Here is a 25,606-nt window from a genome sequence, read left to right as displayed (position 1 = left end):
ATGCACCACTATCCATGGGAGGGAAGTCCCGGGATGTCGCATCTGCGATCCCCGAACGGTAAGTTCCCGCACACTTGGGAAGGGCGATTCCTTTCACTCGTCTAGCGAACGGGCGCGATTCCAGGACCGACTACCCGGCTGATGCGGGCACGGGCTTTCGCGAGCGCCTCGGGATCATCAGTTGATTCCGGGTCAATTTCGGCGGGAACGACGACGTATGCTTCTCCCCGGCCGTCACGACGGTGCACGATTCGGCACGGATGGTACCCGTTCTCAGCTATCACGACGGTGCCGCCATCGGTGCGTTCGAGGGTGAGGTCCATAATCAGTGTGTCTCGTGTGATCGGCGGCTTCAGGTTGATGTCGGAGACAAAATTCCCAGCCGACCAGAGGCAGGGGACCTCTCTGCCATCTTCGGAGACGAGTATCTCGTAGGGCTGTACGCAATGCGAATGCGCTCCAACGATGTAGTCGGCGCCGGCATCGGCTACGCGGCGCGCGAACTCGCGCTGACGTTCGGTGATCTCCGGTGTGTACTCCCGGCCCCAGTGGCAGAACGCGAGGATGAATTCAGCTCCGGCGTCGCGGGCCTGGGCGATGTCGGCAGCGATCTTCTCCTCATCGAAATACGGGAACATCGTGTCCAGTCCCGTCTTGGTGAAGTTTGCCTTTTTCATCATTTGCCGGGCGCTGTCTAGGTACGCGACCATGCCGACGCGGATGCCACCGATGTCGACTACGAGAGGACGCGGGTCGGCTGCCGAAGCGTAGAGACCGGTGTGCATCAGTCGACACTGGTTGGCGGCGTCGAGCGTTTCGAGCACGCCCTGCGTACCTGAGTCGTAGGCGTGGTTCTGTGCATGCGTTACGGCGTCAAAGCCAGCACGGCGCACGGCACCGAGGAACGCGGGCGGCGCATTTAGGTGCGGGCGGGCGTTCACATGCTCCCGCTCGCTCGTATATGGCGCCGATGGACTGACGGTGCTCTCGAGATTGCCGATGACGAAGTCGGCGCCAGCGAGCAGCGCACGTACCTCATCGAAGCTTGCGTCGAAGCCGCCTTCGCCCCAACTCGCAGCTGCCACCTGCTGGCGGTACCGCGCCATGAGGTCTCCGACCACCAAGATGCGGGCACGCCCCTGCTGAGCCGCCGACCCCCGGTACACGTCGCCATCCAGCGTGAATCGCGAGTCCGGAATCTCCCCGGGCACGTCATCGGCGTGGGCCGTTTCGGTCCGGTACGAAGGGTGGCGAATCTCATGTCGCTCGATTACTCCCGTGAGTTCTTCGTCCGTGTAGAAGCGGCGGTATGGTTCCGCGGGGTTCATCCGGCTGCCAAGCTCGCGCCCCTCGGATGAGGGCTCCCGCCAGATCAAGGAGTTCTGTTTTGCATACTCTGCGGCGAAGGAACGCCGACCGGCGATGATCTGCACAGAGGCGTCGACAGCACCCGCTCCGATCTCCTTGCAACGCGCCGGTAGCCGGAGTGACCCAAGGGCCGAGCATCCGTCGAAGGCGCGTGCGCCGATCACCTGCAGCCGGTTGTGCAGATGAACCGCGCGGAGACCGGAGCAGCCCTGGAAGGCACGAGCGGCAATGCTCGTCACGAGGTGCGGGATGTGGACCTCTGTGAGGGACGTGCAGTTCTCGAAGGCCGAGATTCCGATGTAGTCGAGCTGCGTGGGCAGTGCGTTCTCGCGCAGCGCGCGGTCGGTCACCATGACATCGCTGATGCCGCGCTTCGAGTAGTAATACAACGTAGTCAGTGAAACGCAGTCCTTGAAGCTCTCCCTACCGATCCTGCGCAACCCATAAGGTAGACCGACTTCGGCCAAAGCTGATGCCCCTTCGAAAGTGCTGCGGTTGAGCACTTCGACACTTTCGGGGATCTCGATGTGCGTGAGCGCGATACAGCCAGCAAAGGCATGACTGTTTATCGTCGTGATGCTCTCGGGAAGTACGAATGCGGTCGCTTCCACGCACCCTTCGAAGGCACGGGCGCGGATCGCGACAACAGGATGCCCATCAACATGTTCGGGCACTTCGACCTCACCTCGAGCGCCTTCATGGCCGACCACGGCCGCTACACCGTCGCTCAGGCGAAAGCGGATCCCATCTCGAACGATGTCCGTGAACGCTCCTGTTTCCGAGCCCGGCGCCACGGCCTTTCGCAGCCGACGCACGACTGCTCTGCTCTTACGGCGCAGTCTGTCCATGATGTCGTGCGGCTCACGGTCGATGGTCTTTCTGGCTGTCGACGCCGCCTTCGGCTCCTGTATATTGGCCGAGCTCCGATCGCTGGGCTGCGTGCGGCGCGTGGCGCTGCGCTCGAGGAATGGGTCGAACAGGTACCGCTTCCCGACCTTCGCCGGCGCATACGGCGCTTGCACGAGCACGAGGTCTGGCATGGAGTTTCCTTCGATGAGACTGACGCCATCGGGTCCGATGGCGACATCCCATCCGACATAGTTAACACCGGGGAGAACGTCCATTGCGCGTTTGGCGGTCTCGATGACCTGGTCCCAATGCGGGATCTGAAAACCGACGAATCGCTTCCCCGAGTAGGGGTGGGCGTCATAGGAAATGCCCTTCTTGTCGACCGCCGGTGTCACGATCTTTCCTGTGGCGATGTCGACGTCACTGACCATCCCAGTGCCACTGAAGTTGTCAGTGATGCCAGTACTGCCGAACCGCGCTCCCGTCGAGATGATGTGTGTTCCCGAATCGTCCTGCAGCGTAACGACACGCACTGTGTTCACAGAATTCGGATAGAAGTCATTCATTTCAGGATGCTGAACGACTGATTCCTCAACAAGAATCAGTGGCTGCTTCATCAGGTCGTCGTAGAGCTCGCGAAGCGCTACCTCATCGCCAGTGAGATCGAGCGTGAAGGTGCCTAGTCCGCCGCCGGATTTGAGTGGCTTGCAGAAGGCGGAGTCAAGTCCTTCGGCGAAGGCCAGGAACTCGTCAAACGTCGATTCCGAGTTGACCCAGAACTTCCGCTTCACGAATTCGGCGTAGATCGCGTCGAACTTGTCCTTGCGGCCCATCAACTCAGTGTCCGCACGATTGTTGATTCGGCTCGCGAGTATCTCGCTCAGCTTCTGACGGGCGTATCCATCCATCTGCTCGTCTGTAAGCTCCCAACCGCGGTAACACATGTAGTACGCCGGGATGATGTCGTACAGAATCTGGTACCGCGTCATGTGCTTCTGCACTCGCTGCACCGTCCAGCCCGTGATTTCAGCGACCTTCTCACGGTTGGCCTTCGCTGTTTCCGTCCACCGCTGGATGAGAGCGGTAATCTCGTCCTCGGATTGGGCGGCGAGACGGTAACCCACGTACTTGCGGAAGTCCAATGTGGGCCAGCGCCGCTTGACCTCGCGCATGCGTCGCTCTGCTTCTTCGAACGTCCAACCTGTCTCATGGCAGACCTGTTGGATGTGCTTCCCCTCGCGCTCGATGAGTAGGCGCACCGCCTTCGTGAGAGCTTCGCCTTCAGCGTGACGATAGAGCTTCTGCTGCGCGAACTCTCGGAAGCCGATGCCGTATCGGCGACGGATATCGTGCATCACCGCGAATGCCCGACCGTATGAGGAGTCGCGCTGCTCGGCGACGAGGGCGACGTAACGGTCCTTGCGCGCCAGCTCAGCGAGCGCTTCGCTGGGAACCAGATAGAGGCGGTCGCGAATGTATGTGCGCGGTGTGATGTCGTACTCGTCGCGAGCCGTCTTCACTTGAAGCAACGAGTCGCTGAACGACAGCCCAGTATGCAGGCGTACGTATGCGGCCGCCGAGCCAAGGGTCTCCGCATCCTCACGGCTGATATTCATGTTGTCTCTCCTGTCCAAGCCAGTCGCGGAAGTCCGCGTGCTCATCCGGGGTATTGAATCCCACCGTCGCGGCGTCGAGCACGTGGAAATGCGTGCCGATCACCACCTGGTCGAAGGGCAGTCCTTCATAGGACTGGTAGAGCTGCCAGCCCTTGCAGGAAGTAATGCGGCCGGCCAAGTACAGGTCGCGCACGCGCTGTAAGTGCTGCACGAGCACTTCACGGCGGGAGGCGCGCACAGCGACGATCGCCCGTTCATCGCCAAAGAACGCCAACTCAGCGTCGGGGGCGGTCACGATCTCGCGTATGGCGGCGTCGCTGTACAGTGTGTCTCCGTACAGGAAGGTCACGTTGTCCGTAATCAACTCAGGCACGAAACGATCGAGTTCAATCTCGTTCACCTCGGGAGCGTGCCGGCGTGCTCCCACTGTGTCATACGCAGGGTTGCTTGCGGAGATGACGATGTCAGCCCCCGGATCAGCATCTGTCACCTGTCGCACGATGCGACGTAGCAGTGTCTCTCCATCGAATTCGATGAGGTGCTTGGGGATGCCGCTATGCCCGCCCCAGCGAGTCCCACGTCCGTTAGCCATGATCACGTACCGCATCAGCGAATCACCCCGTGTGCGCGGTAGAAGTCACCGAGCTCACCATCGCGTTGCGGGCCCCATATCTGGATGATGTTGACGCCCGATGACGTGTTGGCCTCGATGACGCACGGCCCATCGGGTGTGACGAGAATGTCCCAGGCGATGAACTGAAGGTACGGCACCGCGTCGACTGCGCGTAGCACCGATTCCTTCACCTCATCCCAAAGCGGCACTCTTGCGCCCTGGATCGTGGCGTTCGAGTCAGGATGAGCTGTAAACACACCATGCGACCAGAGCGTCCTTGCTTCGCTTAGCGTTCCGGTATCGAGGTCGATGCGCGACACCAGCCCACCCCGGCTCCCGTTATCTACTGGCACAGTCGCGGCGGTTCCCATCCGGAGCACAGCAAAGAAGATCTTGGCCGTGCCATCGGACATTCGCATCGTGATCAGACGAATGGTATTTGTCGTGTGCTCATATATCGCCGCGAGGTCGGGATGCTGCTCGACGGCGCCCGAGAGGAACCACCCGTCCTCACGCTGCAGCAACTGCAGCACCTGCTCCTTGGAGGAGGGTACGCGATCGATCCAGAACTCGCCGTCGGCAGCATCGAGCCGACGCACACCTTTTCCCTTGCCGGCTGCGAGGGGCTTAAGGAACATCGACCCGACGTCCTGCAGGGTCGGGACCGTGTCGGCGACGACTCGCACGGGCGGAGCATCTCCATGCGAAACGAGACGTCCCTTGTTCTTGATGAAATAGATCGGTGGCACACTGATGTGGCGCTCGAGCATCTCGCTGCAGACGATCTTGTTGTTCAGCATCGCATCGAAAGGCTCGTTGATCCAACGCGACCTGTACCAATCGAATTCTGACAAGTACGCTCGCTTAGTCCGAGCGGTCAATCCGTAGAGCGCGACCTGATCACTGATGAAGCCCCCCGAGATCGCATATCGGATTCGCGCATGCCAGGGCACGTCAAACCGATTGGGGGCGAGCAGAATTCTGGTCACCCAGAGATATACGAGCTTGCCGCGTTTGATGAAGGCTTTGATCAGCGGGTGCATAGTCCCCCGGTGGTGAACATGTGATCGACGAGATCCTTCGCCGAGTGCCCCGGGTCGGGGAACAGGAACTTCTCCTGATAGCGCTTCAGCACGTCGTACGGATAGTCAGCTTCAAGCGCACGCATCAGTTCCGGCGCATCTCGGAAGACGCAACGGGGAAGCTCGTTGTCGAGATCGATGTTGACGCCGTTGCTCTCCAGGTAGTGCTCGTAGTCGTATAGAAAGTAGAACGTCTTCACGTTGATCAACGCGGCCTCAAGGGCGATGGATGAGTAGTCTGTGATCACGTAGTCAGCGATCGTCAGCAACTCAGTACCGGTGTAATCCGGGCACGTGTGGTGCTCTTGGGGCGGGTAGATCAGCGTGTCACTCTCGTGCTTCTTGATCACGAGCGTGAACTTGTCCAGGTCCAGCTCCGCAGCGAGCTTCAGCGCACCTGTCGCGTTTTCGCCGCGCCGGAAAGTCGGCACATAGAGGACGACCGGCTTTTCTCCCAGTTCGGGGTGTCGACGCCTGATGCGGGCTGCGATCGCGTCCTTTTCCCGCAACAGGTAGTCGGCACGGGGCAATCCGATGTTGAGCAGCTGGTCCTCACTCACCCCAAAGGAAGCGCAGTACTGCGGGTTCCATACTTCGGCTCCAGCGACGACATAGTCGTAACCCTCGTGCATCCGCATGCCCTTGGCGACGTGCTCGGCGCGACCCTGCGTGCGTCCAAGAGCCTGCTTGCCGGACTGCTTGATCTTCCCGAGAGAATGCCAGATTTGATAGACGACCAGCGATCGTCTGTGCGTCAGCATGGAAACCGCTGGCCAGTAGGAGTCGAGGACGCAGACCTTTGCTGTAGCCAGGTGATACAAACTCTTCAGGAGGACCGGCGCGAACATGAAGGTCTCGCGGCTGTCTCCGCCTCGCAGCAACTTAGACAGCGTTGCCACCTTGACGTTGGGATCGCGTCGCCGCAATTCCTCGATTATCAGACGAAAATCGAGCGGTTCGCGATCCATCCGACGCCCAAGGAAAACGACCTTGTTCTCGTCCACGCGGGTGACCAGCTTGATCGCCGTGTAGACGACAGTCAGGAACACGCGAACGACCCCGATCCGCATCCCCTTCATATGCGTTCTCCCTCAGCCAACGCTCTTTCAGGCAGCTTCACCAGTGTGCGCGGCCGCTGCCGATGGTATCCGTACCGTCGCTTCTTCTGCTCGAGCTTCAGCAGCAGGTAGTCGATCGTGGCCGGCGTCAGCCGGTCGATCCGTGGATAGTCGGGAAAGCGGTTGATCTCGGGGATCTTGAAGCCATCGGGAGTGATCGCCACATCGAAACCGAGATACTCGAGCTGCGAGAAGCTCGCCGCCATCTCGAGGATCTGATCCTTCACGAGATCCCAGTTGGGCACGGTCCCCTCGATGAGAACGTCGGTGTCGGGATGCCGAGGACACGGAGTCACACGACCGTTCACTAGCGTCTGCGCGTTGCCGAAACGCCCCGAATCGACGTCGATCTCGGCGAGCATTCCGCCGGCCGCGGTGTTGTCGACGTATCCCGAAGCCACGGAACCGATCCGCAAGTATGCGTTGCCGAGCTCGGGCGTGAGGCCATCCTTCTTGAAGACGATCATCCGGATGGTGTTCACGGAAGTCGGATAGATCTCGGCGATCGCCGGATGCATGTGGATGAACTCGGTGATGAGGTACCGGTTCTGAGGGTTCGCGAGGACGTCGATGACATCCTGCTCGCTGGCGACCACCCCGTTGAGGGAGTACACCCCGTCTTCCCAGCCGAGACGGTAGAAGCCTTCCCCATGGGAGCCCTCGTCAGGTTTGAGCGCCAGTACGCCGAGTTCGCGGGCCAAACGGAGCACATCCGAGTATTCGGCTCCGTACCCCTCGGGGCAGTCCATCATCTGGACGACGTGGTTCCTGCCGCCGCTGCGGTGGGTATAGAAGTAGTACGCAGGCAGAAACTCATTGAAGTCGGCAGCCACGTACTTGATGCTCACCTTGTCTTCGAGCCAGTACTTGTAGCGCTCATTGATGTGCCGAAGCCACCGGTACTCGAAGTCGGAAATGAACTGATGACGGTTCTGCGGCGTGATCCCGTACTGCGGGATCCGGTACGACAGGAATCCGTGCCGGTACGCCCAGAGCTTTGTTCTCAACGGAACACCGTTGCGCTGGACCAGATCCCGACGAATGTCGCCCGGCCAGCGGACCGCCTGGTACGGAAGAAGACCCTTGGGGAAGAAGGCCTTCGCGTACTCCCGCCGGATCTTCAGCTTGGCGTTGTGCATGCCGCGTGCCACACGGGCGCGCAGGCGGAAAGCTCCCGAGCGCTTCTCGTCGATGAGCCCGCGGAGGAACGAAACGGTGTGCGGTTCGAAGGGGAACAGCCTGCTGTAGTGAGGGGATGCCGACACACGCTGGACTCGGATCGACTCGGCGTCGACGACGAGACGGAACTGCACGAAACGGAGCTGGGGCGCGAAGGCGAGCATGCGCTGAAGCAGATCGACCACTCGGGGCCAGCTGGGAATGCTGCCGCTGAACCGCTCGTCAGTGAGCGGGTGGTGCGTGAACGTCTCCGTGCGGCCTTCGATGAGTGCTCGAGCCTGTTCGAACGAGCCTGTCGCAGGGTTGACCCGGCATACGAACCGTAGAGGCTCCTCGCCGGTCTCGGATGCATGATCGTCGCGGAACTGCACGAAGGCTTCCGCGATCTGCGGATTCGCGCCATCCTCGTTCATCATGGTGACGTCCACGATGAAGGTGGAGGCATCGTCTTCGTTCGCGGAGTGATCAGACGTCGGTTCGACGATCACGTGCGACTGATCTCTCGTCACCGCCGAGAGCAGCTCGTGGAACTCGTGCCGGGAGCATTTGATGCCGTCGACGACGAACGAGGAGCCCTCTCGCGCGACAGTGGCACGGGCAGCGGACTGCCACGCGGTCGGCGCGAGCACCAGCGGACCCGTCTTGTCCAGCAGGGCGCCCAGATCGTCCAGAGATGCCCCGGAGGCTTTGGCGTCGGGTGAGATGGCGACGATATGAGGGGCGCCGCCCCGGCGGAAGATCTGATAATGCACACTGTCGAAGTGCTCATCGAACGGCGCGAACACAAGTAGGGCCGAGACCCGGTCGCGCAGCCATTTCTCATACTTGCCGTTGAGTGGATGCGCGTACAGGAACTCGCGGCGTGACAGGAACCTGGATCGATTGCCCTCTGTGATCCCGAAGTCACGCGCGACAGCGACGGGGAATCCCCACTCATGTGCCTGTGCGATCTGCTTCGCCGACGCCCATGTCTCGGTTGCTCGATCATGGTTCATCGTCCAAACCCACGAACGCGCAGCGCGGCCGGTGTAGCCGGCGGCGCGCAGATCGAACGTTCGCAGTCTGCGTACGAGTCGCGCAGCCTGGCGCTGCGCCCGTCCGCGAGCAGAGTTCCGCAGCGCACGCTGGTGCCGCGCGGGGGCGCGGTCGTCGAGAACGGCCCTGAGATAGCCGTTGGTCGCGGTATTGAACAGGCGGTGGTGAGGGTACGGCGGCTCGGGGTCGATATCCAGAACCGTGACTCCACCGTTCGAATCGGGGTGGACCACGACGGACAGGAATGTGAATCCTGCGCGCGCGTGGCCGAAGGCCCGACCCAGGTTCTCGACGATCTCGTCGAAATGCGGGATCTTGATCGCGCCGTCGCGGACGGTATCGACAGCACCCGTCTCGACATCCATTGGAATTCGCTGATCCCAGCGGCCTCGTCGCCGAGCCGGAAGTTCGGCGGTGTTGACCTCATCCATCGAGTCACTCATGTCAGTTGAACCCGCATGAGAGCGCGCGCGACCGAGGAGTACTTCGGCGTCGAGCACGAGCACATCATCGGTCGACGACTTACCGAGGTAGACGCGCAGGTATGCGACTTCGGATCCGAACGCGTTCGTGAGAGTCTCATCGCGCGTGTGCTGGGTGACCAGCAGTCGCCCGTGCTCGGCCCGCGCCAAGAGCGTGGCCTCGATCACATCTTCGGTGACCACGTCGCCGTCCCAGAGGTACTGGCCACCAGTCCAGGACAGGACGTGGCCGGTGCCGTATCCCCATGCGAGCGAGACGACTCGGACGCTCTCGCGCTCGCGGACCAGCTCAAGCAGCCAGACCACACCCGTGTCGATGCCGCCGAACTCATCACTGATCGGCCGAACCGCAACCGCCGCACTGGCGCGTGAGACGATCGCGATCGGCTCTTCGAGCGCAGACGCCAGACCGGCGATCCGGCGCCCACCGACGACGCGATTGCGCAGCCAGGGCCGCGTGTCGTTCAGCGGATGCAGCGAGTGATAGTCCCGCTGTGAGATCGGCGGCAGCTCGCGTGGAGCGAGAGCCTGCACCTCTCGATAGGCGGCGACGGTGAACCCGCTTCGATGCGCGCGGCGGATGAACCCGGGAGATGACGTGGGGGCGAGCCAATCGCGATACGACTCGCGCACCCATCTGCGTGCGGCAGACGCGGCGAATCCTTCGCGGACGAGCGGTTGCGCCAGGGTCGTCACCGCAAGACGCTTACCCTCCCGTATCAAGCCTGACAACGCACCCTCATCCGATCGCTCTTGATTTCCTCGTGGATTCTACCCGGCCGGGTCTACCATCCGTCTCAGCATTCGTCCAGGACCTCGGCCCGCGAGTGCTCTACTGGCGCCGAGCCCATACGTCAGAATGTCGTCGGCACCTGGATCAACACGGAATACCCCACCCTTCCTCATGGTTCGGCTCTTCATGAGCCTGACCGCGATGGCACCGCCGCCCACGGCTGCTGACAGCCCCAGCGCCGCGCTCGACACGCTGCTCGATGCCGTCGACGTGCGCATCCGCGGCCAGCGCCGAGTCCGGCTCGACGACGGCGAGATGCTCGTGCTTCCGCAGTCATCGCTGTCGTTCGCGTACGTCATCACCGGCAACACGACCACCCGCGTCCCGGTGAAGGGACCGCATCAGCTCGGCTCCGGCGAGGTGCTGCTGTCGAGCGGACGACTGCCCGCCACCCTGACCGCCGACGGCCCGGCATCCGTCCTGCTGACCGAGCTGGAACTCGCCGAGCAGTCAGCGCACCTCCTCGCTCTGCTGCCCGACGCCGCGACCATCGCCGAGTTCGCGGCCCTCGAGCCGGGCGCGGCGGCCCTGGCGCAGCACATGGGCGTCGGCGCCCATGATGAGCACGCAAAGCGCGGCGGCGACCTCGCCATCTGCCGCATGATGGCCAAGACCGTGCTCGCATCGGTCATCCGGGCCTGGGTAGCGAAGGGCTGCGCACCGACCGGCTGGCCGGCGTCAGCATCCGATCCGTTCCTCGACCGCGTCATCAACGCGATCCACGCAGAGCCCGGCCGCGACTGGACGGTCGAGACCCTCGCATCGCTCGGCGCCATGTCGCGCTCGGTCTTCGCCGAGCGCTTCCGCAGCACCTTCGGCAACTCCCCCGCCGGCTACGTCACCGCAGTGCGGATGCGAGCAGCGCAGGATCTGCTCACACGCGGCCTCGGCGTGAGCGCGGTCTCACGCGAACTCGGCTACGCGTCGGACGAAGGCTTCAGCCGCGCGTTCCGCCGCCACGTCGGCACGACCCCGTCGACGTGGCGCGCGCAGCATCAGCTCACGAGCGCCTGAGTCGCGCAAGCCACGCCACGGCCGCACACTACTGGCGCCCACCCGCCCGGTTCGACAGGCCGAACAGTCCCGCGCCGAACGCCAGCAGTACCGCCCCCACCACGTAGACCGGCACGACGCCCCACCCATCGACGAGCAGTCCGCCGACCGCGGCGGCGAGCATGATCGCGCCCTGGAACCCGACCACGACGATGCTCCCGCCGGCCTCCAGCCGATCGGGCATCCGGTGACCCACCCACGTGTTCACGATCAGCAGCCACGAGGCGAAGAAGAATCCCCACACGAACGCCGCGACGCCGACGAGCATCGGTGCGCCCGACAAGGCGATCACCATCAGCACGCTCACCGCGATCACCAGTGGAGACACCACCGCGAACATCCGATAAGTGCGGTCGATGACCATGCCGATCACCAGATTGCCCACGAACCCGCCCAGGCCGAACACTGCCAGCAGCGCGATGATCACACCGGCATCGATCGGCTGACCGGCTTCATGCACGCGCTCCAGCGCGAGGCGGATGTACGTGAACGCGAGAAAGTGCCCGAGCACGATCAGCACGTGACCGGCGACACCCAGCCCGATGCCGGGCAGGCGCAGCGTGCCCACCAGAGTGCGCAGCGACGCAGAGCTCTCTGCCGGGACCTTCGGCAGCAGCATCCGCAGCGCGATCGCGAGCAGCGCCGTGACGAGCGCGGCGAATCCGAACACCGCTCGCCAGTCCATGACCTCGCTGAGCATCACGCCGATCGGCACGCCCGCGACCGTCGCGAGCGACGTGCCCGCCGACGTGAACATCACCGCCTTGCCGAGCCGCTCAGTCCCGGCAATCTTCGCGGCCACCGTGATCGACATGGCCCAGAAGCCCGACAGCGCCGCCCCCAGCAGCACTCGGCCGAGCAGCAGCAGCGGCAAGTTCGGAGCGATCGCCACTGCCGCATTCGAGACCGTCGCGCCGATCGCCATCCACACGAGCAGCGTGCGGCGATCCAGTCGCGGCAGCGCGAGTCCGATCGTCGGAGCGACGATCAATCCGGCCAGCGCCGTGACCGAGACCATCTGCCCGGCCTGGCCGACCGTCACGCCGACGTCGGCGGCGATCTCGGTGAGCACGCCGCCGGGAAGGAACTCCGCGGTGACCAGCAGGAAGCTCATGGCCATCATCACGGTGAGGGCGCCGTAGCGCAGCGGCGGAAGAGCTGTGGTCGTCACAGGGACGGGTGCGGTCGTCGTCATGCTTCCAGCCTTCCGCCATGATCGGATGCCCGCCCGACCGCCCGTCCGGGGCATCCGACCGATCGTCCGATCGCACTGGCAGCACGTCGCCGCCATGCTCCGACACACTCTTGTTTCCGCAAACATTTCGTGGCATTCTCGTTCACGCCGGAACCCCAGTCCGGTGCTGATTCGAAGGAGAGCCAGACATGAGAACCCCTCGCAGATGGGCCGGAGTAGGACTGGGCGCAGCCCTGGTCGTCACCGGTCTGTCACCACTCGCCGCAGCGCCGGCCTTCAGTGCGGACTCCCCATCCGCTGACATCGTGCTGCGCACCGGCGACCTCGAAGTGCGTGCATCCAGCGCATTCCCGCAGATCGTGCAGTACACCGACCGCGACAGCGGCGCGGTGCTGCACGGCAACGACACCGCCCTGACCGAGCTCGAGATCAACGGCGAGGCCCAGCCCGTCGAGGTGCGATCCAAGAAGATCAGCGGGTCCTCGGCCGAGTACACGATCACTCCGACCGCCCTCGAGGGCGTCGAGTTCACCGCCAAGCTCAGCGTCAAGAAGAACGTCGTCACGCTGGCCTTCACCGAGATCGTCGACCCCGACAAGCAGGTCACGACCATCCGCATCCCCGGCCACGGCCTCGTCACCGTCTCATCGGCCGAGACCGGCGCGAGCATCGCCACCGCCGACCTGTCGGTCGACCGTGCGGTCACCGGCGACAAGTTCATCCCCGTCACCGCCGACACCCCCGTCGGCGCACCTGTCGCGACGAACACTGTGATCGCAAACACCGACCAGCTCGCGGCGGCCTTCACGACCAACGCGATGTACGACCCGTCCTCGGGCACGGGTTACAAGGACGGCGGTAACTTCTGGCGCGAGAGCGCGAAGGACGGCGACGACGTCGAGATCGGCGTCTCGAGCGGACAGTGGCTGTACCGGCCGGCCGACGCACCGAAGACCGAAGAGCTTCCCTGGGTCAAGGTCGCCATCACCGCCGATGCCAACGGCGACGACGCGGTCGACTGGCAGGACGGCGCGATCGCCCTGCGCGACTTGCGCGTCGCACCCTTCAAGGGCGACCAGATGCCGAACAACGTCATCACGCATATTCCGTTCAACTTCGCCTCGCAGGCGACCCACCCGTTCCTGCGCACCCTAGACGACGTCAAGCGCATCGCGCAGAACACCGACGGCCTGGGCCAGGCGGCACTGCTGAAGGGCTACACCAGCGAGGGCCACGACTCGGCCAACACCGACTACGGCGACAACTTCAACGAGCGCGCCGGCGGCCTGGACGAGCTCAACGCGGCGCTCAAGGCGGGCGAGAAGTGGAACGCCTCGTTCGGCGTGCACATCAACGCGACCGAGATCTACCCCGAGGCGAACTCGTTCAGCGACGAGATCATGGACCCGAACGCACCGGGCTGGAACTGGCTCGACCAGTCGTACTACATCGACCAGCGCTACGACACGACATCCGGCCTGCTCGACAAGCGGATTGGCGAACTGGCCGACGCCACGCACGACAACCTCGACTGGGTCTACGTCGACGTCTACTACACGTACGGCTGGATCGCGAAGGAGATCCAGGAGTCGCTCATCGACCACAACTTCCGCGTCGCATCCGAGTGGGCCGACAAGCTCTCGGTCAACAACACCTGGTCGCACTGGGCCACCGACGAGAAGTACGGCGGCTCGACCAACAAGGGCATCAACTCGCAGATCCTGCGGTTCGTGAACAACACGCAGGCCGACGTCTGGAACCCCGACCCGCGCCTCGGCACCGCGCACATCATCGAGTTCGAGGGCTGGACGAACCAGAACGACTTCAACGGGTTCCTCGACAACGTGTGGACCGCGAACGTCCCGGCGAAGTTCGTGCAGCACCACGAGATCATGCGCTGGACCGACGAGGCCATCGACCTCGAAGGCGACGTGCGGATCACCGGCACGACAGCATCCGACCGCTCGATCACCGTCGGCGGCGATGAAGTCCTCCGCGGCGACACCTACCTGCTGCCCTGGTCGTCGAAGGCCGGCAAGAAGGTCGACAAGCTGTACCACTACAACCCGGCCGGCGGCGAGACCACCTGGACTCTCACCGACGACTTCGCGAAGAACCGCACCCTGCAGCTGTTCTCGCTGGGCGACGGCGGGCGCACCAAGATCGCGGACCTGCCCGTGGTGAACGGCAAGGTCACGATCAACGCCGAGGCCGGCCAGGCCTACGTCCTCGTCGAGGGCAAGAACAAGAACGCCGGCAGCGCGCTGCCCAAGAAGGTCGACTTCGGTCAGGGCACTCCGGTGACCGACCCCGGCTTCAACCTCACCGACCTCGACGAGTGGAACCCGAGCGGAGACGTCGCGATCGAGCGCGACGGCCTCGGCCGCCGCTCCGCGCTGTTCGGCGCCGGCTCGGCGGCGATCTCGCAGAAGCTCGATCGGCTGCCCGCCGGCGAGTACACCGCGAGCGCCTGGGTCGGCATCGATAAGGACAAGACCCGCGAGGTGACGCTCGGCGTCGACCTCGGCAAGAAGGGATCGGATGCCAGTGTCACGATCGACTCGTCGAATGCTGTCAACTACATGGCATCCGATGAATGGCACGGCACCACGATGCAGCGTCTGAAGGTGCACTTCACCGTGCCGCGCGGCGGCGACAAGCCGGTCTTCAGTGTGAAGGTCGGCGATGGCGACACCCCGGTGCGCGTCGACGACGTGCGCATCATCGAGGCGGCGGCGCCGACGCTCGGAGACGGCGTGATCGCCAGTGAGGACTTCGAAGACACGGATGCCGGATGGGGTCCGTTCTTCAAGGGCTCAGCCGGCGGATCCACCGACCCGCGCACCCACATCGCCAAGCGCAACGACTTCACCCAGAAGGGATGGAACGGCCGCAAGATCGACAACATCCTCGACGGCGAGTACTCGCTGATGGCGCACCAGGAGAACCGCGGGCTCGTCTACCGCACCTCCGAGTACTCGGTGCCGTTCGAGCCAGGGCACCGCTACCGCGTCTCGTTCGACTACCAGTCGACCGAAGCCGGCGAGTATGCCTGGGTGACCGGATACGACTCGGCGACCGGTCCGCGCATCACCTCGAGCACCGACTTCGACGCGGTGCACGAGACCACGCGCTTCGAGCAGATCGTGGATGCCAGCGCCTGCGGCGACACCTTCGTGGGCCTGAACCGCATCGGCGGCGGCACTGCCGACCTGATCGTCGACAACTTCACGGTCGAGGATCTCGGGGCATCCGATGCCATTCCCGCCTGCGCGCAGCTGAGCGGCAAGCTCGGCGCCGATGTCATCCAGCAGGGCAAGGCGACCGAGTTCACGACGACCTTCACCTCCGACGAGGCGGCGGCGATCTCTGACGTGACGGTCGAGCTCGACCTGCCCGAGGGCTGGTCTGCCGAGCCCATCACGCCCGCGACCGCCGCCTCGGTGGCGCCCAAGGGCACGCTCGTGACTCGCTGGAACGTCACGGCTCCGGCTGACGTCGACGGCTCGTACGACATCGGATCCACCGCCACGTACACCACCACCGTCGATCCGGTCGGCGAGCGCGAGGTGTCGAGTGTGACGAGGGTGAAGACGCTGCCGAAGGCGCCGACTACGACCGTGTTCGCCAGCGACCACGATTGGGTCACCGCGAGCAACGGCTGGGGTCCGGTCGAGCGCGACCTGTCGAACGGCGAGCAGGGAACCGGCGACGGCACCCCGCTGACGCTGAACGGCAAGGTGTACGAGAAGGGCCTGGGGGCGCACGCGCCCAGCACCATCAAGTACTTCCTCGGCGGACAGTGCACCACCTTCACCGCCGACGTCGGCATCGACGACGCACAGCCCTCGCGCGGGTCGGTCATCTTCTCGGTGAAGGTCGACGGCGAAACCGTCGTCACCTCTCCCCTGCAGAAGGCGACCAGCGAGACCTTCGCGCTGACCGCGGATGTCACCGGCGGCCAGTTCGTCGAGCTCATCGCCTCGGATGGTGGCGACGGAAACGGCAACGACCACGCCGACTGGGCGGACGCGAAGTTCACCTGCGGCAGCTGATCCCCTTCCTCACCGCTTGAGGGGTCCATCCTCATTGCTTGAGGGTCAGAGAACGCGCTTTCCCGGCAACGGGACGGCGCGTTTTCTGACCCCTCGTGGGATCGGCGGGCGCTGGGCATGCTGCCCGTGCGCTGAGCTTTCTGAGGCTCCGCTTCCCGCTCAGGGATGCCAGTGGTCGGCGAGCTTGGTGAGCAGGCGCGCGAGTTCCGCACGCTCATCATCGGTGAAGGCCTCCAGCGCCTGACCGAGGCGCTCGCGGCGCTCGCCCCGCACGCCGCGGATCATCTTCGAGCCCTCGTCGGTGAGGGCGAGTCGTGTGCGGCGCGCGTCGGTCGGGTCTGCCTCGCGCCGCACCCATCCCCGATCGACGCCCTGCTGCACCAGACGTGAAGCGCGGGGCTGGTCGACGCCGACGGCCTCGGCGAGCGCGCTGACGCTGAGGGGCTCGGATGCCGCGGCGAGCGCATCCAGCATCCGGATCACCGCGGGTGCGCCGCCGCGAGCCGCTTCCCAGCCCATCCGCCCGTGCGGGTGACCACCGCGCATTCCGCGGGGATGCCCGTCGACGCCCGGCCGGTGATGCGCGTGCGGCCCGCCGCCGCGGCGGCCGCGCAGACGCGACAGGGCGAGGGCGATGGCGTCGGCCGAGGAGTCAGTGCTCATGGGACCGATAATACATGCAACTTGACATGCAGATCGGATGCATGTCACAATGCATGTACATGCTATATGACAAGCAGAGGATTCTCATGAACAACAACGACATGAACACCACAGACTCCCGTCCGTTCGGCTTCTGGATCACCGCCGTCGACCGCCTCATGAAGGCCGAGTTCGCCACCGTCTTCGCCGACGAGGGCATCTCACGACGCGAATGGCGGATGCTGAATCTCATCGATGGCACCGTTACCGGAGGTTCGGCTGCAGGGCAGCTGCACGGTTCGAAGCGTCGCGGCTTCACACTGCGTCGACTGATCGAGCTCGGCTGGATCGAGCGCTCAGAAGATGCGGAGCAGGGCTGGGCTCTCACCGAAGCCGGCCGCCTGGCGAAGACCCGCCTCAGCGATGCCGTCGACCAGATCCGTGCCAAGGTGACCGCAGCGGTCACCGACGAGGAGTACACCGCGATGACCGCATCGCTCGAGAAGATCGCCCGCGAGTTCGGGTGGGAAGAGGGCAAGCGCCTCCCCCGCCGCCACGGACGCCGGCACGGGCACGCACGTGACTTCGGCCACGGACACGGCTGCGAGCACGGCCACGAGCACGGACGTCGATTCCGCCGCGGACACGACGGACACGGACGTGACTCCGGCCACGGCCGCGGACGTGACTTCGAGCACGGCCACGAGCACGGACGTGACTTCGGTCACGGACGCGGCTTCGGTCACGGTCACGGATACGGACGCCGCGCGGTCGAGCACCACGTACACATCCACACGCACTGACCGGTGCGCGGGCGGGCGGGGTTCCGCCCGCCCCGCCGGCATGCCTTCTGCCGGTTCCGCGTCTATCCGACCGGCGAAACCCATCCCGGCACCGGCGCAGCTGCGGCCGGCAACACCTCAGCCGAGGGGAACGGGTTCGCCCCGGTTCCGAGCAGCACGCCGATCGTCGCGACGGCTGCGATCAGCAGCAGGAAGAGGATGCTGAAGATGGCGATCGTCCAGCCGCGATAGTTTCCGGGCGTGGCCCCGGATGCGGGCGGCACGACCGCGGGGTCCCGCGGGATCGGAGCCGGCTTGGGCAGCGAGTCCACACTCGGCAGCGTCCGCCGCGCCGCTCGCGTCGCGGGCACGGGGTCCTCTTCGCCGGCAGCCGCCGCCGGCGGAATCACCGGAGCGTCGAGCACCGACGCCGGCAGAACCGGATCGGGGATCTCCGGGTCCGGCACGGCCGGGGCGGGAATCTCAGCATCCGGGATCTCGACGTCCGCGACGTCATCCGCTGTGAGCGGCGGCGCGTCAGCGGCCGCAGCGGCCTCGCTGATGGCATCCGACACTGCACTCTCAGGCGATGCCGCGCTGGCATCCGACACTGCACTCTCAGGCGATGTCGCTCCGGTCTCGGGCGGCGGGGCCGCCTTCGCGTCACCGTTCTCGCCCTCGACAGGATTGGACATGTCAGCCTCCGATCGCTCCCGCATCGGTCGTGCTCACGTCGGTGCGGTGGAAGTTCTGGAATGCGCGGGATGCAGTGGGGCCGCGCTGCCCCTGGTAGCGGTTTCCGTACGGTCCCGAGCCGTAGGCGTTCTCGGCCGGCGAGGTCAGGCGGAAGAAGCAGAACTGGCCGATCTTCATCCCCGGCCACAACTTGATCGGCAGGGTGGCGACGTTGGCCAGCTCGAGAGTGACGTGGCCGGTGAAGCCGGGGTCGACGAAGCCGGCGGTCGAGTGCGTGATCAGGCCGAGCCGGCCCAGCGACGACTTGCCCTCCAGGCGTGCGGCGATGTCGTTCGGCAGCGTGACCTGCTCGAAGGTGGCGCCGAGCGCGAACTCGCCCGGATGCAGGATGAACGGCTCATCGGGAGCAACCTCGATCAGGCGCGTGAGCTCGGGCTGATCCTCGGACGGATCGATGAACGGGTACTTGTGGTTGTCGAACAGCCGGAAGTACCGGTCGAGACGCACGTCGACACTCGACGGCTGCACCATCGTGTCATCGAACGGCGAGAGGCCGACGCGGCCCGATGCGAGTTCTGCCCTGATATCGCGATCGCTGAGAAGCACGCCTTCAGCGTAACCGGTGCACGTGCCCGGCTGGGCCCCGCAGCGTCACACGACCCTGCAGCGTCACACGACCCTGCAGCGTCACACGAGTCCCTGCTCGTAAGCGAGGATCACGACGTGCACGCGGTCGCGCGCATCGAGCTTGGCGAGCACGCGCCCGACATGTGTCTTCACGGTCGACTCGCTGAGGAAGAACTGCTCCGCGATCTCGGCGTTCGTCATTCCCCGCGCGATCGCGGTGAAGATCTCGCGCTCGCGCTCGGTGAGCTGCGCGATCGGGTCGGATGCCTGAGCGTCGGATGCCTGCGGGTCGGATGCCACCGGTGGGGCCTCCAGGTCGCCGGCCACCCGGTCGATCAGCGCCCGCGTGACGCGCGGGGCGAGCACGCCGTCGCCCCGGTGCACGGCCCGCACCGCTGAGAGCAGTTCGTCCCGCTGCGCGTCCTTGAGCAGGAAGCCGCCGGCGCCCGCCCGGATCGCCGCGAACGCGTACTCGTCGAGGTCGAAGGTGGTCAGCACCAACACCCGCGTCTCGGGGCGCGCGGCGACGATGGACTCGGTCGCTGCAATGCCGTCGATGCCGGGCATCCGCACGTCCATGAGCACCACGTCGGGGCGGAGAGCCGCGGCCTGACTGATCGCCTCGGCGCCGTCGGCGGCCTCGCCGACGACGAGCAGATCGGGGGCGCTCTCGAGCACCATCCGGAACCCGACGCGGATGAGCGACTGGTCATCCACCAGCAGCACGCGGATCTGGTCTGTCACGGGGCATCCTCCGGGGTCTGCGACTCGGGCTCAGGCACAGGGGTGGGCTCGCGCTCGTCGCCGCCCCTGCTGGTTGTCGCCGCCCCTGCTGAATCACGTGAATGAGAGGGGGCGGCGTCGCTGGGCAGGGGCGGCGACACGGGCCCGCCCTCGCCCGCACCCGGTGCGAGTTCAGTGCGCGGGAGCTCTGCGCGCAGCATCCATCTTCCCGCTCCCGCCGGGGCGGAGACGAGCGTGCCGCCGAGCAGCGATGCGCGCTCGGTGAGACCGCGCAGGCCGAACCCGCCTTGCGAGGGCGACCCTGTCACGCCGTCGTTGACGACCTCAAGCACGATCGGCGACGCGTCGTAGTCGATGCGCACGTCGATCAGCTTCGTCGTCGGCGCGTGCCGCATCGCGTTGGTGACCCCCTCTTGCACGATGCGCCCGATCGCGAGGCGGAGGGCGGGAGTCTCTGGCGCGCGTCCGCGGACGGCGAGGGATGCCTCGAAGCCGGCCCGCCGCGCGGCGGCGACGGTCTCGTCGGGATCGGTGGCCCGCAGCGGAGCGAGCGGGGTGTCGGAGTCGCCGTCGCGCAGCACGCCGAGCATCGAGCGCATCTCGGTGAGCGCGTTGCGGGCCGTCGCCGCCGCTGCGGTCGAGGCCTCACGGGCTCGCCGGCGGTCATCGGTCGCGGCGGCGCCCTCGGACAGCGCGACCACGACCGTCAGCGAATGCGAGACGATGTCGTGCATCTCACGGGCGATGCGGTCGCGTTCGGCGGCGGCCGCGAGCTGCGCCTGCTGATCGCGCTCGACGAGCAGCTGCCGCGAGCGGTCGATGATCGCCTCGAGGTAGCGCTTGCGGTTGCCGACGTTGATGCCGATGAGGGCGCCGATGAGCCCCGGGATGGCCGTGGCCAGCCCGGCGTTGATGGCCTGCTGCACCGTGATCGCTCCGCCGGGCAGCAAGCCGTAGGCGAGAGCCGCGACGAGCAGCACACTGATTCCGAGGCCGATCCAGCAGGCCCGCGTGGAGCGGTACACGGCGAGTGAGTACACGGCCACGGGGAGCATCGGAGCCCCGGTCGAGCCTGTGATCGTCAGGAGCAGCAGCTCCACGATGATGGCGGCGACGAGCACGATCTCCGGTCGGCGACGACGCCACATCAGCAGCGCAGAAGCGCCGACGATGACGATGCTGAGGAACACACCCTCACCGACCGATATCGGCTCTGCGGTGTCGGGAAAGGTCGCGTTCGCGCCCAGGCTGAGCAGTACGCAGATCAGGGCGATGAGTGCATCGCCGAGGCGCGGATGCCGGGCCCAGAACCGCCGGATGACGCCGGGCGGCCGCGGCAGACGCAGCTCCTCATCGGCAGAGATGTCTGCCGATGAGGAACTGCGTGGATCAGGCACGGTCATGACTCTACGTGGCCGCTCCCGGTTGCGGATCCTGTTGCGGATGCTGGGATCAGGCATCCCGTCCGCGCAGCACCACCCAGCCCGCGGCGAGCGCCGCGGCTGCCCACGCACCGAGCGTCAGCCACGAGGCGCCCGCGCTGACTGCCTGACCGTCCGTCGGCAGGATCGCGCTGGGGGCGACGGATGCCGGCAGGTAGTTGGCCACGTCGATCAGCCAGGTGAGGTCGGGCAGGAAGGCCGAGAGCAGCGTGAGGATCACCGGCAGCACGAAGATGATGCCGACGGTGGCGGCGATCGCGGCGGCACCGGATCGCAGCAGGAAGCCGAGCCCGACACCGATCAGAGCGAACAGCGACATCGCGGCCGAGGCGGCGATGACCGGCAGGATCGTGGCGCTCGGATCAGCCCAGTCGAAGGCGAGATCGCCCGCGGCGAGGAACGGCGTGACGATCAGCATCGCGGCGATGAAGATCAGCAGCGAGACGACGAACATGAAGACTGCGAGCACGGCCGCCTTCGCTGCGAGCACCGACCCTCGCACCGGGTTGGCCGCGAGGGTGGAGCGGATCATGCCGGTGGAGTACTCACCGGTCACTGAGATCACACCGAGGATGCCGGCGAGCAGCATGGTGAACTGCACCGGCGAGACGATGATCATGATCGGATCGCCCATGCCCTCAGGGAAGTTGGCGCCGATGAGGACGCCGATGCCGATGGTGAGGGCCGCGACGATCGCCACCGACCACCAGGTGCCGCGCACCGAGAGCAGCTTGACGAATTCGCTGCGCAGCTGGCGGACGAACGACACCTGGGATGCGGTGGAGCTGACGTATGTGGCGCGAGCCTGGACGGCGGTCATGCGCGGGCCTCCTCGAGGACTGACTGCTGCTGTTGCGGTGCACCGCCTGCGGCATCCGGTGAGACGTCGCGATTGCGGTACTCGACGGCGTCACCGGTGAGGGCGAGGTAGGCGTCTTCGAGTGAGCCGCTGGTGGGGGTGAGTTCGTGCACGGCGATGCCGCGTTCGGCGGCGATGTCGCCGATGCGGGATGCCGGCAGGCCGGTGACGTCGAGCGTGAACTGGTCGGTGGAGACGATCTCGACGTCGCGTCCGGCGACGGCGTCGGCGAGTTCGGATGCCCGAGGGCTGCGCACATGAACGCGGGCGGTGGTCCACGCGCGGACGATCTCGGGCAGCGGGGCGTCGGCGAGCACCTTGCCCCGGCCGAGCACGATGAGATGGTCGGCGGTCTGCTGCATCTCGCTCATCAGGTGGCTGGAGAGCAGGACGGTGCGTCCTTCGGATGCCGCGTGGCGCGCGAACTGGCGCACCCAGCGCACGCCCTCGGGGTCGAGGCCGTTGACCGGCTCGTCGAGGATGAGCGTGTGCGGGTCGCCGAGCAGGGCCGCGGCGATGCCGAGGCGCTGCCCCATGCCGAGCGAGAACCCGCCGGCGCGCTTGCGGGCGACCGAGCCGATTCCGGCGATGTCGATCACCTCATCGACGCGCGAGGACGGGATGCCATGGGTCGCGGCCATGGCCTTCAGGTGGTTGCGGGCGCTGCGGCCGGTGTGCACGGCCTTGGCGTCGAGCAGCACGCCGACCTCGCTGAGCGGGGACTTGAGCTTGGAGTACGGCTGACCGTTGACGGTGACCGTGCCGGTCGTCGGGCGGTCGAGGCCGACGATCATCCGCATGGTGGTGGACTTGCCGGCACCGTTCGGCCCGAGGAAGCCCGTGACCATGCCCGGGCGCACTGTGAAAGACACGTCGTCGACGGCGAGCTTGTCGCCGTATCGCTTGCTGAGACCTTCTGCTGTGATCATGTCTTCGACGCTATTTCTTTGTGGCAGGGTGCGCGTCAGTCGCGAGGATGAACGTTTCGGGACGGGTATGGCACCGTAGTGCCATACCCGGGGTGTTGCGGCGTGGCTTTGCGGCGTGGTTTTGCGGCGTGGTTTCATGCCGCAACTCCGGAGATCCGCTCCGTGCCGGCCGATTCCTGCCGAAGCTGCGCTCGAAGTCGGGCAGATCTCCTGAGTTATGGCGGCGCCGCGCGCGTCGGATGCTGCACGCCTTTGTTATGCTGGCCAGACGCCACCAGGCGTTCGGGGCTGTAGTTCAATGGCAGAACTTCTGCTTCCCAAGCAGACAGCGCGGGTTCGATTCCCGTCAGCCCCTCCACAGGATCACCGCACGCGCAGGCCCTCGAGCATCGCGGTCAAGGTCGCCATCGCGGCGTCGAGATTCCGCACCCTGTCTTGGGCCGGAGCCTCCGCCGACCAGAGCGCCGCTTCGTTCATCGCTCCGGAGAGCAGCCGCGTCGTGGCGGCGACGTCTCCGGTCAGCACGCCCTGTTCGGTGAGCTCTGCGATCGCCTCGCCGAGGTGCTGCGCGGAATTCGCGTCGTCGTACCGTCGCCACCTCGCCCATCCGAGCACTGCGGGACCGTCGATGAGCATGATTCGCTGCACCCGGGCATCCGTCGATGCCTCGAGGAAGGCCCGGCATCCGGCGAGCAGCTGATCCCAGGCATCCGGGCCGGCGCTCTCCGCGGCGCTGACCACCTGCGCTGCCACCGTCTCCTGCGCCTCAGACAGGACAGCCTCGAACAGCTCGGTCTTCGAACCGAAGTGATGGTACAGGGCACCCTTCGTCACGTCAGCGTCCGACACGATCTCCGGCAGTGACGTCGCCGCATACCCCGCAGCTGCGAAGCGGCGCGACGCCGAGGTCACCAGGGCTCGTCGCGTGGCATCCCGCTGCTCTTCTCGACTCATGCATCCATCTTGACATACCAGCGGTATGTCAATTAATTTCACATACCAACGGTATGTCAACCCAGGAGACCACATGCTTCACCGCCTCTACCCCGTCATCGCCACCGAACTCGTCACCGAGACCGCCGCCTTCTGGAAGGAGCGACTCGGGTTCGACGAGACCTTCGCCACCGACTGGTACGTGAGCCTTCGGCATCCCGACAGCGGCGCGGAGATCGCGTTCCTCGACGCGACGCACGAGACCATCCCCGCCGGCCACCGCACGCCGGCGGCGGGTGTGCTCACGAACCTCGAGGTCGACGATGTCGACGCGTGGTGGCAGCGCCTCGTCGTGGAAGGCGGCCTCGCCCCGCTGCTGCCGATCCGCTCCGAGGACTTCGGACAGCGCCACTTCATCGTCGCCGACCCGTCAGGCGTGCTCATCGACGTCATCACCGAGATTCCGCCCAGCGGTGATTTCCTCGACGCCTATGCCGAGGGAGCGGCTGCGGCGACATGACACGTGCAGAGTGCGTAACGGCCCGACCCCAGGCAGAAACAGCAGGCTCAAGCCCTGCCGACCGATCAGTTTCCGTCGGCCGCGACCTCCACCAGCTCCCGGCTCGTGGAGGTCAGATCGCGCGCCGTTCCGCGCCACAGCGCGGTGATCGGGCGCACCACTGGCGGTCCCTCCATCGGCACCTCGACGAGCCGCGCGAGTCTGATGTCGTCGATCACGGCGAGGCGCGAAAGCATGGCGGGGGCCAGCCCCTCGGCGACCGCGAGGCGCACGGCCGCCGACGTGGGGAGGACGATCGCGGGCGCTGCCGCGTCGCGTCCGAGCCGATCGCGCACCGCGTCCTCCCAGGTCTGCCGGGTGCCGCTGCCCGCCTCCCGGGCGACGAGTCCGGCATCCGCCACCTCGCCGAGCGAGACCGTTTCGCGTCGCGCCCAGGGATGCCCGGGGTCGACGACCAGCGCCAGGGCGTCCATGCCGACGACCGACTGCGACAGGTTGGCCGGCACCGTCGTCGACTCGATGAACCCCAGGTCGACGGCGCCGCCGCGAACGAGATCGGCGACCTGGTTGCTGTTGCCCGTCAGCATCCGCACCGCCGTGGGCGTGCGCCCCGCGCGCATCTGCCGCTCGCGCAACACGACCAGCCACGCCGGAACCATGTGGGCGGCCACCGTCTGGCTCGCAGCGACCGTGAGCTCCCGGCGCCGCTCGTCGCGCAGCGTCTCGACTCCGGCGCGGAACCTCTCAGCGCCTGCGAGCACGTCCGCCGCCCAGGATGCGACAGTCTCGCCTTCCGGCGTCGGCACGACGCCGTGCGGCGTGCGAAGGAAGAGCTCCATGCCGAGTTGGCGCTCGACGCCGCGCAGCCTCGTGGACGCCGACTGCTGCGACACCCCGCACTCGCGGGCCGCTGCCGAGATCGAGCCGTAGCGCACGGCTGCCGAGAGCAGTTCCAGCGCATCGATCTCCGGGACTCCGTGCATGCCCACCCCAC

Annotated in this window: 19 protein-coding genes and 1 tRNA gene; 5 read left to right on the top strand and 15 right to left on the bottom strand. The window is 65.8% G+C overall.

Translation table 11 applies throughout. From position 1 onward, the window contains the following. Positions 1-101: 101 nt before the first annotated feature. The 5 genes from ACQUSX_RS10455 to ACQUSX_RS10435 are packed head-to-tail and all read right to left on the bottom strand — an operon-like array spanning position 102 to position 10,038. A complete protein-coding gene (locus tag ACQUSX_RS10455; protein ID WP_428906865.1) occupies positions 102-3,833 on the bottom strand; it encodes a CapA family protein in 3,732 nt (1,243 codons plus the stop codon). Then, positions 3,817-4,440 carry an NTP transferase domain-containing protein gene (locus ACQUSX_RS10450; RefSeq protein WP_428906864.1) on the bottom strand — a complete coding sequence of 208 codons (624 nt, stop codon included), beginning with the start codon at positions 4,438-4,440 and terminating at the stop codon, positions 3,817-3,819. Before ACQUSX_RS10450 ends, ACQUSX_RS10455 begins: the two co-directional genes overlap by 17 nt. Continuing rightward, positions 4,440-5,489 (bottom strand): sugar-transfer associated ATP-grasp domain-containing protein, encoded by a 1,050-nt coding sequence (locus tag ACQUSX_RS10445; RefSeq protein ID WP_428906863.1) that lies wholly within the window; start codon positions 5,487-5,489, stop codon positions 4,440-4,442. Before ACQUSX_RS10445 ends, ACQUSX_RS10450 begins: the two co-directional genes overlap by 1 nt. Then, the gene (locus tag ACQUSX_RS10440) at positions 5,477-6,598 is read right to left on the bottom strand and encodes a CDP-glycerol glycerophosphotransferase family protein (protein WP_428906862.1); all 1,122 of its coding nucleotides are present in this window, start codon (positions 6,596-6,598) and stop codon (positions 5,477-5,479) included. Before ACQUSX_RS10440 ends, ACQUSX_RS10445 begins: the two co-directional genes overlap by 13 nt. Before the next feature lie 5 nt (positions 6,599-6,603). Further along, positions 6,604-10,038: a sugar-transfer associated ATP-grasp domain-containing protein gene (locus ACQUSX_RS10435; protein ID WP_428906861.1), complete on the bottom strand. Its 3,435-nt coding sequence runs from the start codon at positions 10,036-10,038 to the stop codon at positions 6,604-6,606. Positions 10,039-10,276: 238 nt separating this feature from the next. On the opposite strand from ACQUSX_RS10435, the gene ACQUSX_RS10430 reads away from it, so the two are divergent. Further along, positions 10,277-11,149 (top strand): helix-turn-helix domain-containing protein, encoded by an 873-nt coding sequence (locus ACQUSX_RS10430; RefSeq protein ID WP_428906860.1) that lies wholly within the window; start codon positions 10,277-10,279, stop codon positions 11,147-11,149. A 28-nt stretch (positions 11,150-11,177) separates the two neighbouring features. Here ACQUSX_RS10430 and ACQUSX_RS10425 read toward each other — a convergent pair whose 3' ends face one another. Then, positions 11,178-12,383, bottom strand: a complete 1,206-nt coding sequence (locus ACQUSX_RS10425) for an MFS transporter (RefSeq protein ID WP_428906859.1) — start codon at positions 12,381-12,383, stop codon at positions 11,178-11,180. A gap of 188 nt (positions 12,384-12,571) precedes the next feature. On the opposite strand from ACQUSX_RS10425, the gene ACQUSX_RS10420 reads away from it, so the two are divergent. Then, positions 12,572-16,438, top strand: coding sequence for an endo-alpha-N-acetylgalactosaminidase family protein (locus ACQUSX_RS10420; RefSeq protein WP_428906858.1), 3,867 nt, complete (start codon positions 12,572-12,574; stop codon positions 16,436-16,438). Between the two features lie 159 nt (positions 16,439-16,597). Here ACQUSX_RS10420 and ACQUSX_RS10415 read toward each other — a convergent pair whose 3' ends face one another. Next, positions 16,598-17,101: a MarR family winged helix-turn-helix transcriptional regulator gene (locus tag ACQUSX_RS10415; RefSeq protein WP_428906857.1), complete on the bottom strand. Its 504-nt coding sequence runs from the start codon at positions 17,099-17,101 to the stop codon at positions 16,598-16,600. A gap of 86 nt (positions 17,102-17,187) precedes the next feature. Between ACQUSX_RS10415 and ACQUSX_RS10410 the strand changes: the two genes are divergently transcribed. Then, a complete protein-coding gene (locus tag ACQUSX_RS10410) occupies positions 17,188-17,883 on the top strand; it encodes a MarR family winged helix-turn-helix transcriptional regulator (RefSeq protein WP_428906856.1) in 696 nt (231 codons plus the stop codon). Positions 17,884-17,945: 62 nt separating this feature from the next. On the opposite strand, the gene ACQUSX_RS10405 is transcribed toward ACQUSX_RS10410, so the two are convergent. The 6 genes from ACQUSX_RS10405 to ACQUSX_RS10380 form a co-directional block, all read right to left on the bottom strand. Next, positions 17,946-18,557, bottom strand: coding sequence for a hypothetical protein (locus tag ACQUSX_RS10405; protein ID WP_428929967.1), 612 nt, complete (start codon positions 18,555-18,557; stop codon positions 17,946-17,948). 1 nt (position 18,558) lies between these two features. Continuing rightward, complete coding sequence (gene dcd / locus ACQUSX_RS10400; RefSeq protein WP_428906854.1) at positions 18,559-19,164, bottom strand: dCTP deaminase; 606 nt, start codon at positions 19,162-19,164, stop codon at positions 18,559-18,561. Positions 19,165-19,245: 81 nt separating this feature from the next. Beyond that, positions 19,246-19,929 (bottom strand): response regulator, encoded by a 684-nt coding sequence (locus tag ACQUSX_RS10395; protein ID WP_428906853.1) that lies wholly within the window; start codon positions 19,927-19,929, stop codon positions 19,246-19,248. Continuing rightward, positions 19,926-21,326 carry a sensor histidine kinase gene (locus tag ACQUSX_RS10390; RefSeq protein ID WP_428906852.1) on the bottom strand — a complete coding sequence of 467 codons (1,401 nt, stop codon included), beginning with the start codon at positions 21,324-21,326 and terminating at the stop codon, positions 19,926-19,928. Before ACQUSX_RS10390 ends, ACQUSX_RS10395 begins: the two co-directional genes overlap by 4 nt. A gap of 55 nt (positions 21,327-21,381) precedes the next feature. Next, the gene (locus ACQUSX_RS10385) at positions 21,382-22,191 is read right to left on the bottom strand and encodes an ABC transporter permease subunit (protein ID WP_428906851.1); all 810 of its coding nucleotides are present in this window, start codon (positions 22,189-22,191) and stop codon (positions 21,382-21,384) included. Then, entirely contained in the window at positions 22,188-23,159 is a 972-nt protein-coding gene (locus ACQUSX_RS10380) for an ABC transporter ATP-binding protein (RefSeq protein WP_428906850.1), read from the bottom strand. Before ACQUSX_RS10380 ends, ACQUSX_RS10385 begins: the two co-directional genes overlap by 4 nt. 284 nt (positions 23,160-23,443) lie before the next feature. On the opposite strand from ACQUSX_RS10380, the gene ACQUSX_RS10375 reads away from it, so the two are divergent. Further along, positions 23,444-23,517, top strand: a tRNA-Gly gene (locus ACQUSX_RS10375). A gap of 5 nt (positions 23,518-23,522) precedes the next feature. Here ACQUSX_RS10375 and ACQUSX_RS10370 read toward each other — a convergent pair. Further along, positions 23,523-24,113, bottom strand: a complete 591-nt coding sequence (locus ACQUSX_RS10370) for a TetR family transcriptional regulator (protein WP_428906849.1) — start codon at positions 24,111-24,113, stop codon at positions 23,523-23,525. A 73-nt stretch (positions 24,114-24,186) separates the two neighbouring features. Between ACQUSX_RS10370 and ACQUSX_RS10365 the strand changes: the two genes are divergently transcribed. Next, positions 24,187-24,612, top strand: a complete 426-nt coding sequence (locus tag ACQUSX_RS10365) for a VOC family protein (RefSeq protein ID WP_428906848.1) — start codon at positions 24,187-24,189, stop codon at positions 24,610-24,612. 65 nt (positions 24,613-24,677) lie between these two features. On the opposite strand, the gene ACQUSX_RS10360 is transcribed toward ACQUSX_RS10365, so the two are convergent. Then, the gene (locus ACQUSX_RS10360) at positions 24,678-25,595 is read right to left on the bottom strand and encodes a LysR family transcriptional regulator (RefSeq protein WP_428906847.1); all 918 of its coding nucleotides are present in this window, start codon (positions 25,593-25,595) and stop codon (positions 24,678-24,680) included. Positions 25,596-25,606 lie beyond the last annotated feature (11 nt).

This window comes from Microbacterium alcoholitolerans (genome assembly GCF_050408615.1).
In the GTDB taxonomy this organism is placed as follows: domain Bacteria; phylum Actinomycetota; class Actinomycetes; order Actinomycetales; family Microbacteriaceae; genus Microbacterium.
This window is presented reverse-complemented; position numbering and strand designations above follow the sequence as displayed.

Excerpts from the sequence above, each read along its gene's own strand:
- ACQUSX_RS10405 (WP_428929967.1), bottom strand. The coding sequence starts at position 18,557 with ATGTCCAATCCTGTCGAGGGCGAGAACGGTGACGCGAAGGCGGCCCCG.
- ACQUSX_RS10385 (WP_428906851.1), bottom strand. The coding sequence starts at position 22,191 with ATGACCGCCGTCCAGGCTCGCGCCACATACGTCAGCTCCACCGCATCC.
- ACQUSX_RS10380 (WP_428906850.1), bottom strand. The coding sequence starts at position 23,159 with ATGATCACAGCAGAAGGTCTCAGCAAGCGATACGGCGACAAGCTCGCC.
- ACQUSX_RS10440 (WP_428906862.1), bottom strand. The coding sequence starts at position 6,598 with ATGCGGATCGGGGTCGTTCGCGTGTTCCTGACTGTCGTCTACACGGCG.
- ACQUSX_RS10420 (WP_428906858.1), top strand. The coding sequence starts at position 12,572 with ATGAGAACCCCTCGCAGATGGGCCGGAGTAGGACTGGGCGCAGCCCTG.
- ACQUSX_RS10360 (WP_428906847.1), bottom strand. The coding sequence starts at position 25,595 with ATGCACGGAGTCCCGGAGATCGATGCGCTGGAACTGCTCTCGGCAGCC.
- ACQUSX_RS10370 (WP_428906849.1), bottom strand. The coding sequence starts at position 24,113 with ATGAGTCGAGAAGAGCAGCGGGATGCCACGCGACGAGCCCTGGTGACC.
- ACQUSX_RS10415 (WP_428906857.1), bottom strand. The coding sequence starts at position 17,101 with ATGAGCACTGACTCCTCGGCCGACGCCATCGCCCTCGCCCTGTCGCGT.
- ACQUSX_RS10425 (WP_428906859.1), bottom strand. The coding sequence starts at position 12,383 with ATGACGACGACCGCACCCGTCCCTGTGACGACCACAGCTCTTCCGCCG.
- ACQUSX_RS10445 (WP_428906863.1), bottom strand. The coding sequence starts at position 5,489 with ATGCACCCGCTGATCAAAGCCTTCATCAAACGCGGCAAGCTCGTATAT.
- ACQUSX_RS10410 (WP_428906856.1), top strand. The coding sequence starts at position 17,188 with ATGAACAACAACGACATGAACACCACAGACTCCCGTCCGTTCGGCTTC.
- ACQUSX_RS10365 (WP_428906848.1), top strand. The coding sequence starts at position 24,187 with ATGCTTCACCGCCTCTACCCCGTCATCGCCACCGAACTCGTCACCGAG.
- ACQUSX_RS10430 (WP_428906860.1), top strand. The coding sequence starts at position 10,277 with ATGGCACCGCCGCCCACGGCTGCTGACAGCCCCAGCGCCGCGCTCGAC.
- ACQUSX_RS10450 (WP_428906864.1), bottom strand. The coding sequence starts at position 4,440 with ATGCGGTACGTGATCATGGCTAACGGACGTGGGACTCGCTGGGGCGGG.
- ACQUSX_RS10455 (WP_428906865.1), bottom strand. The coding sequence starts at position 3,833 with ATGAATATCAGCCGTGAGGATGCGGAGACCCTTGGCTCGGCGGCCGCA.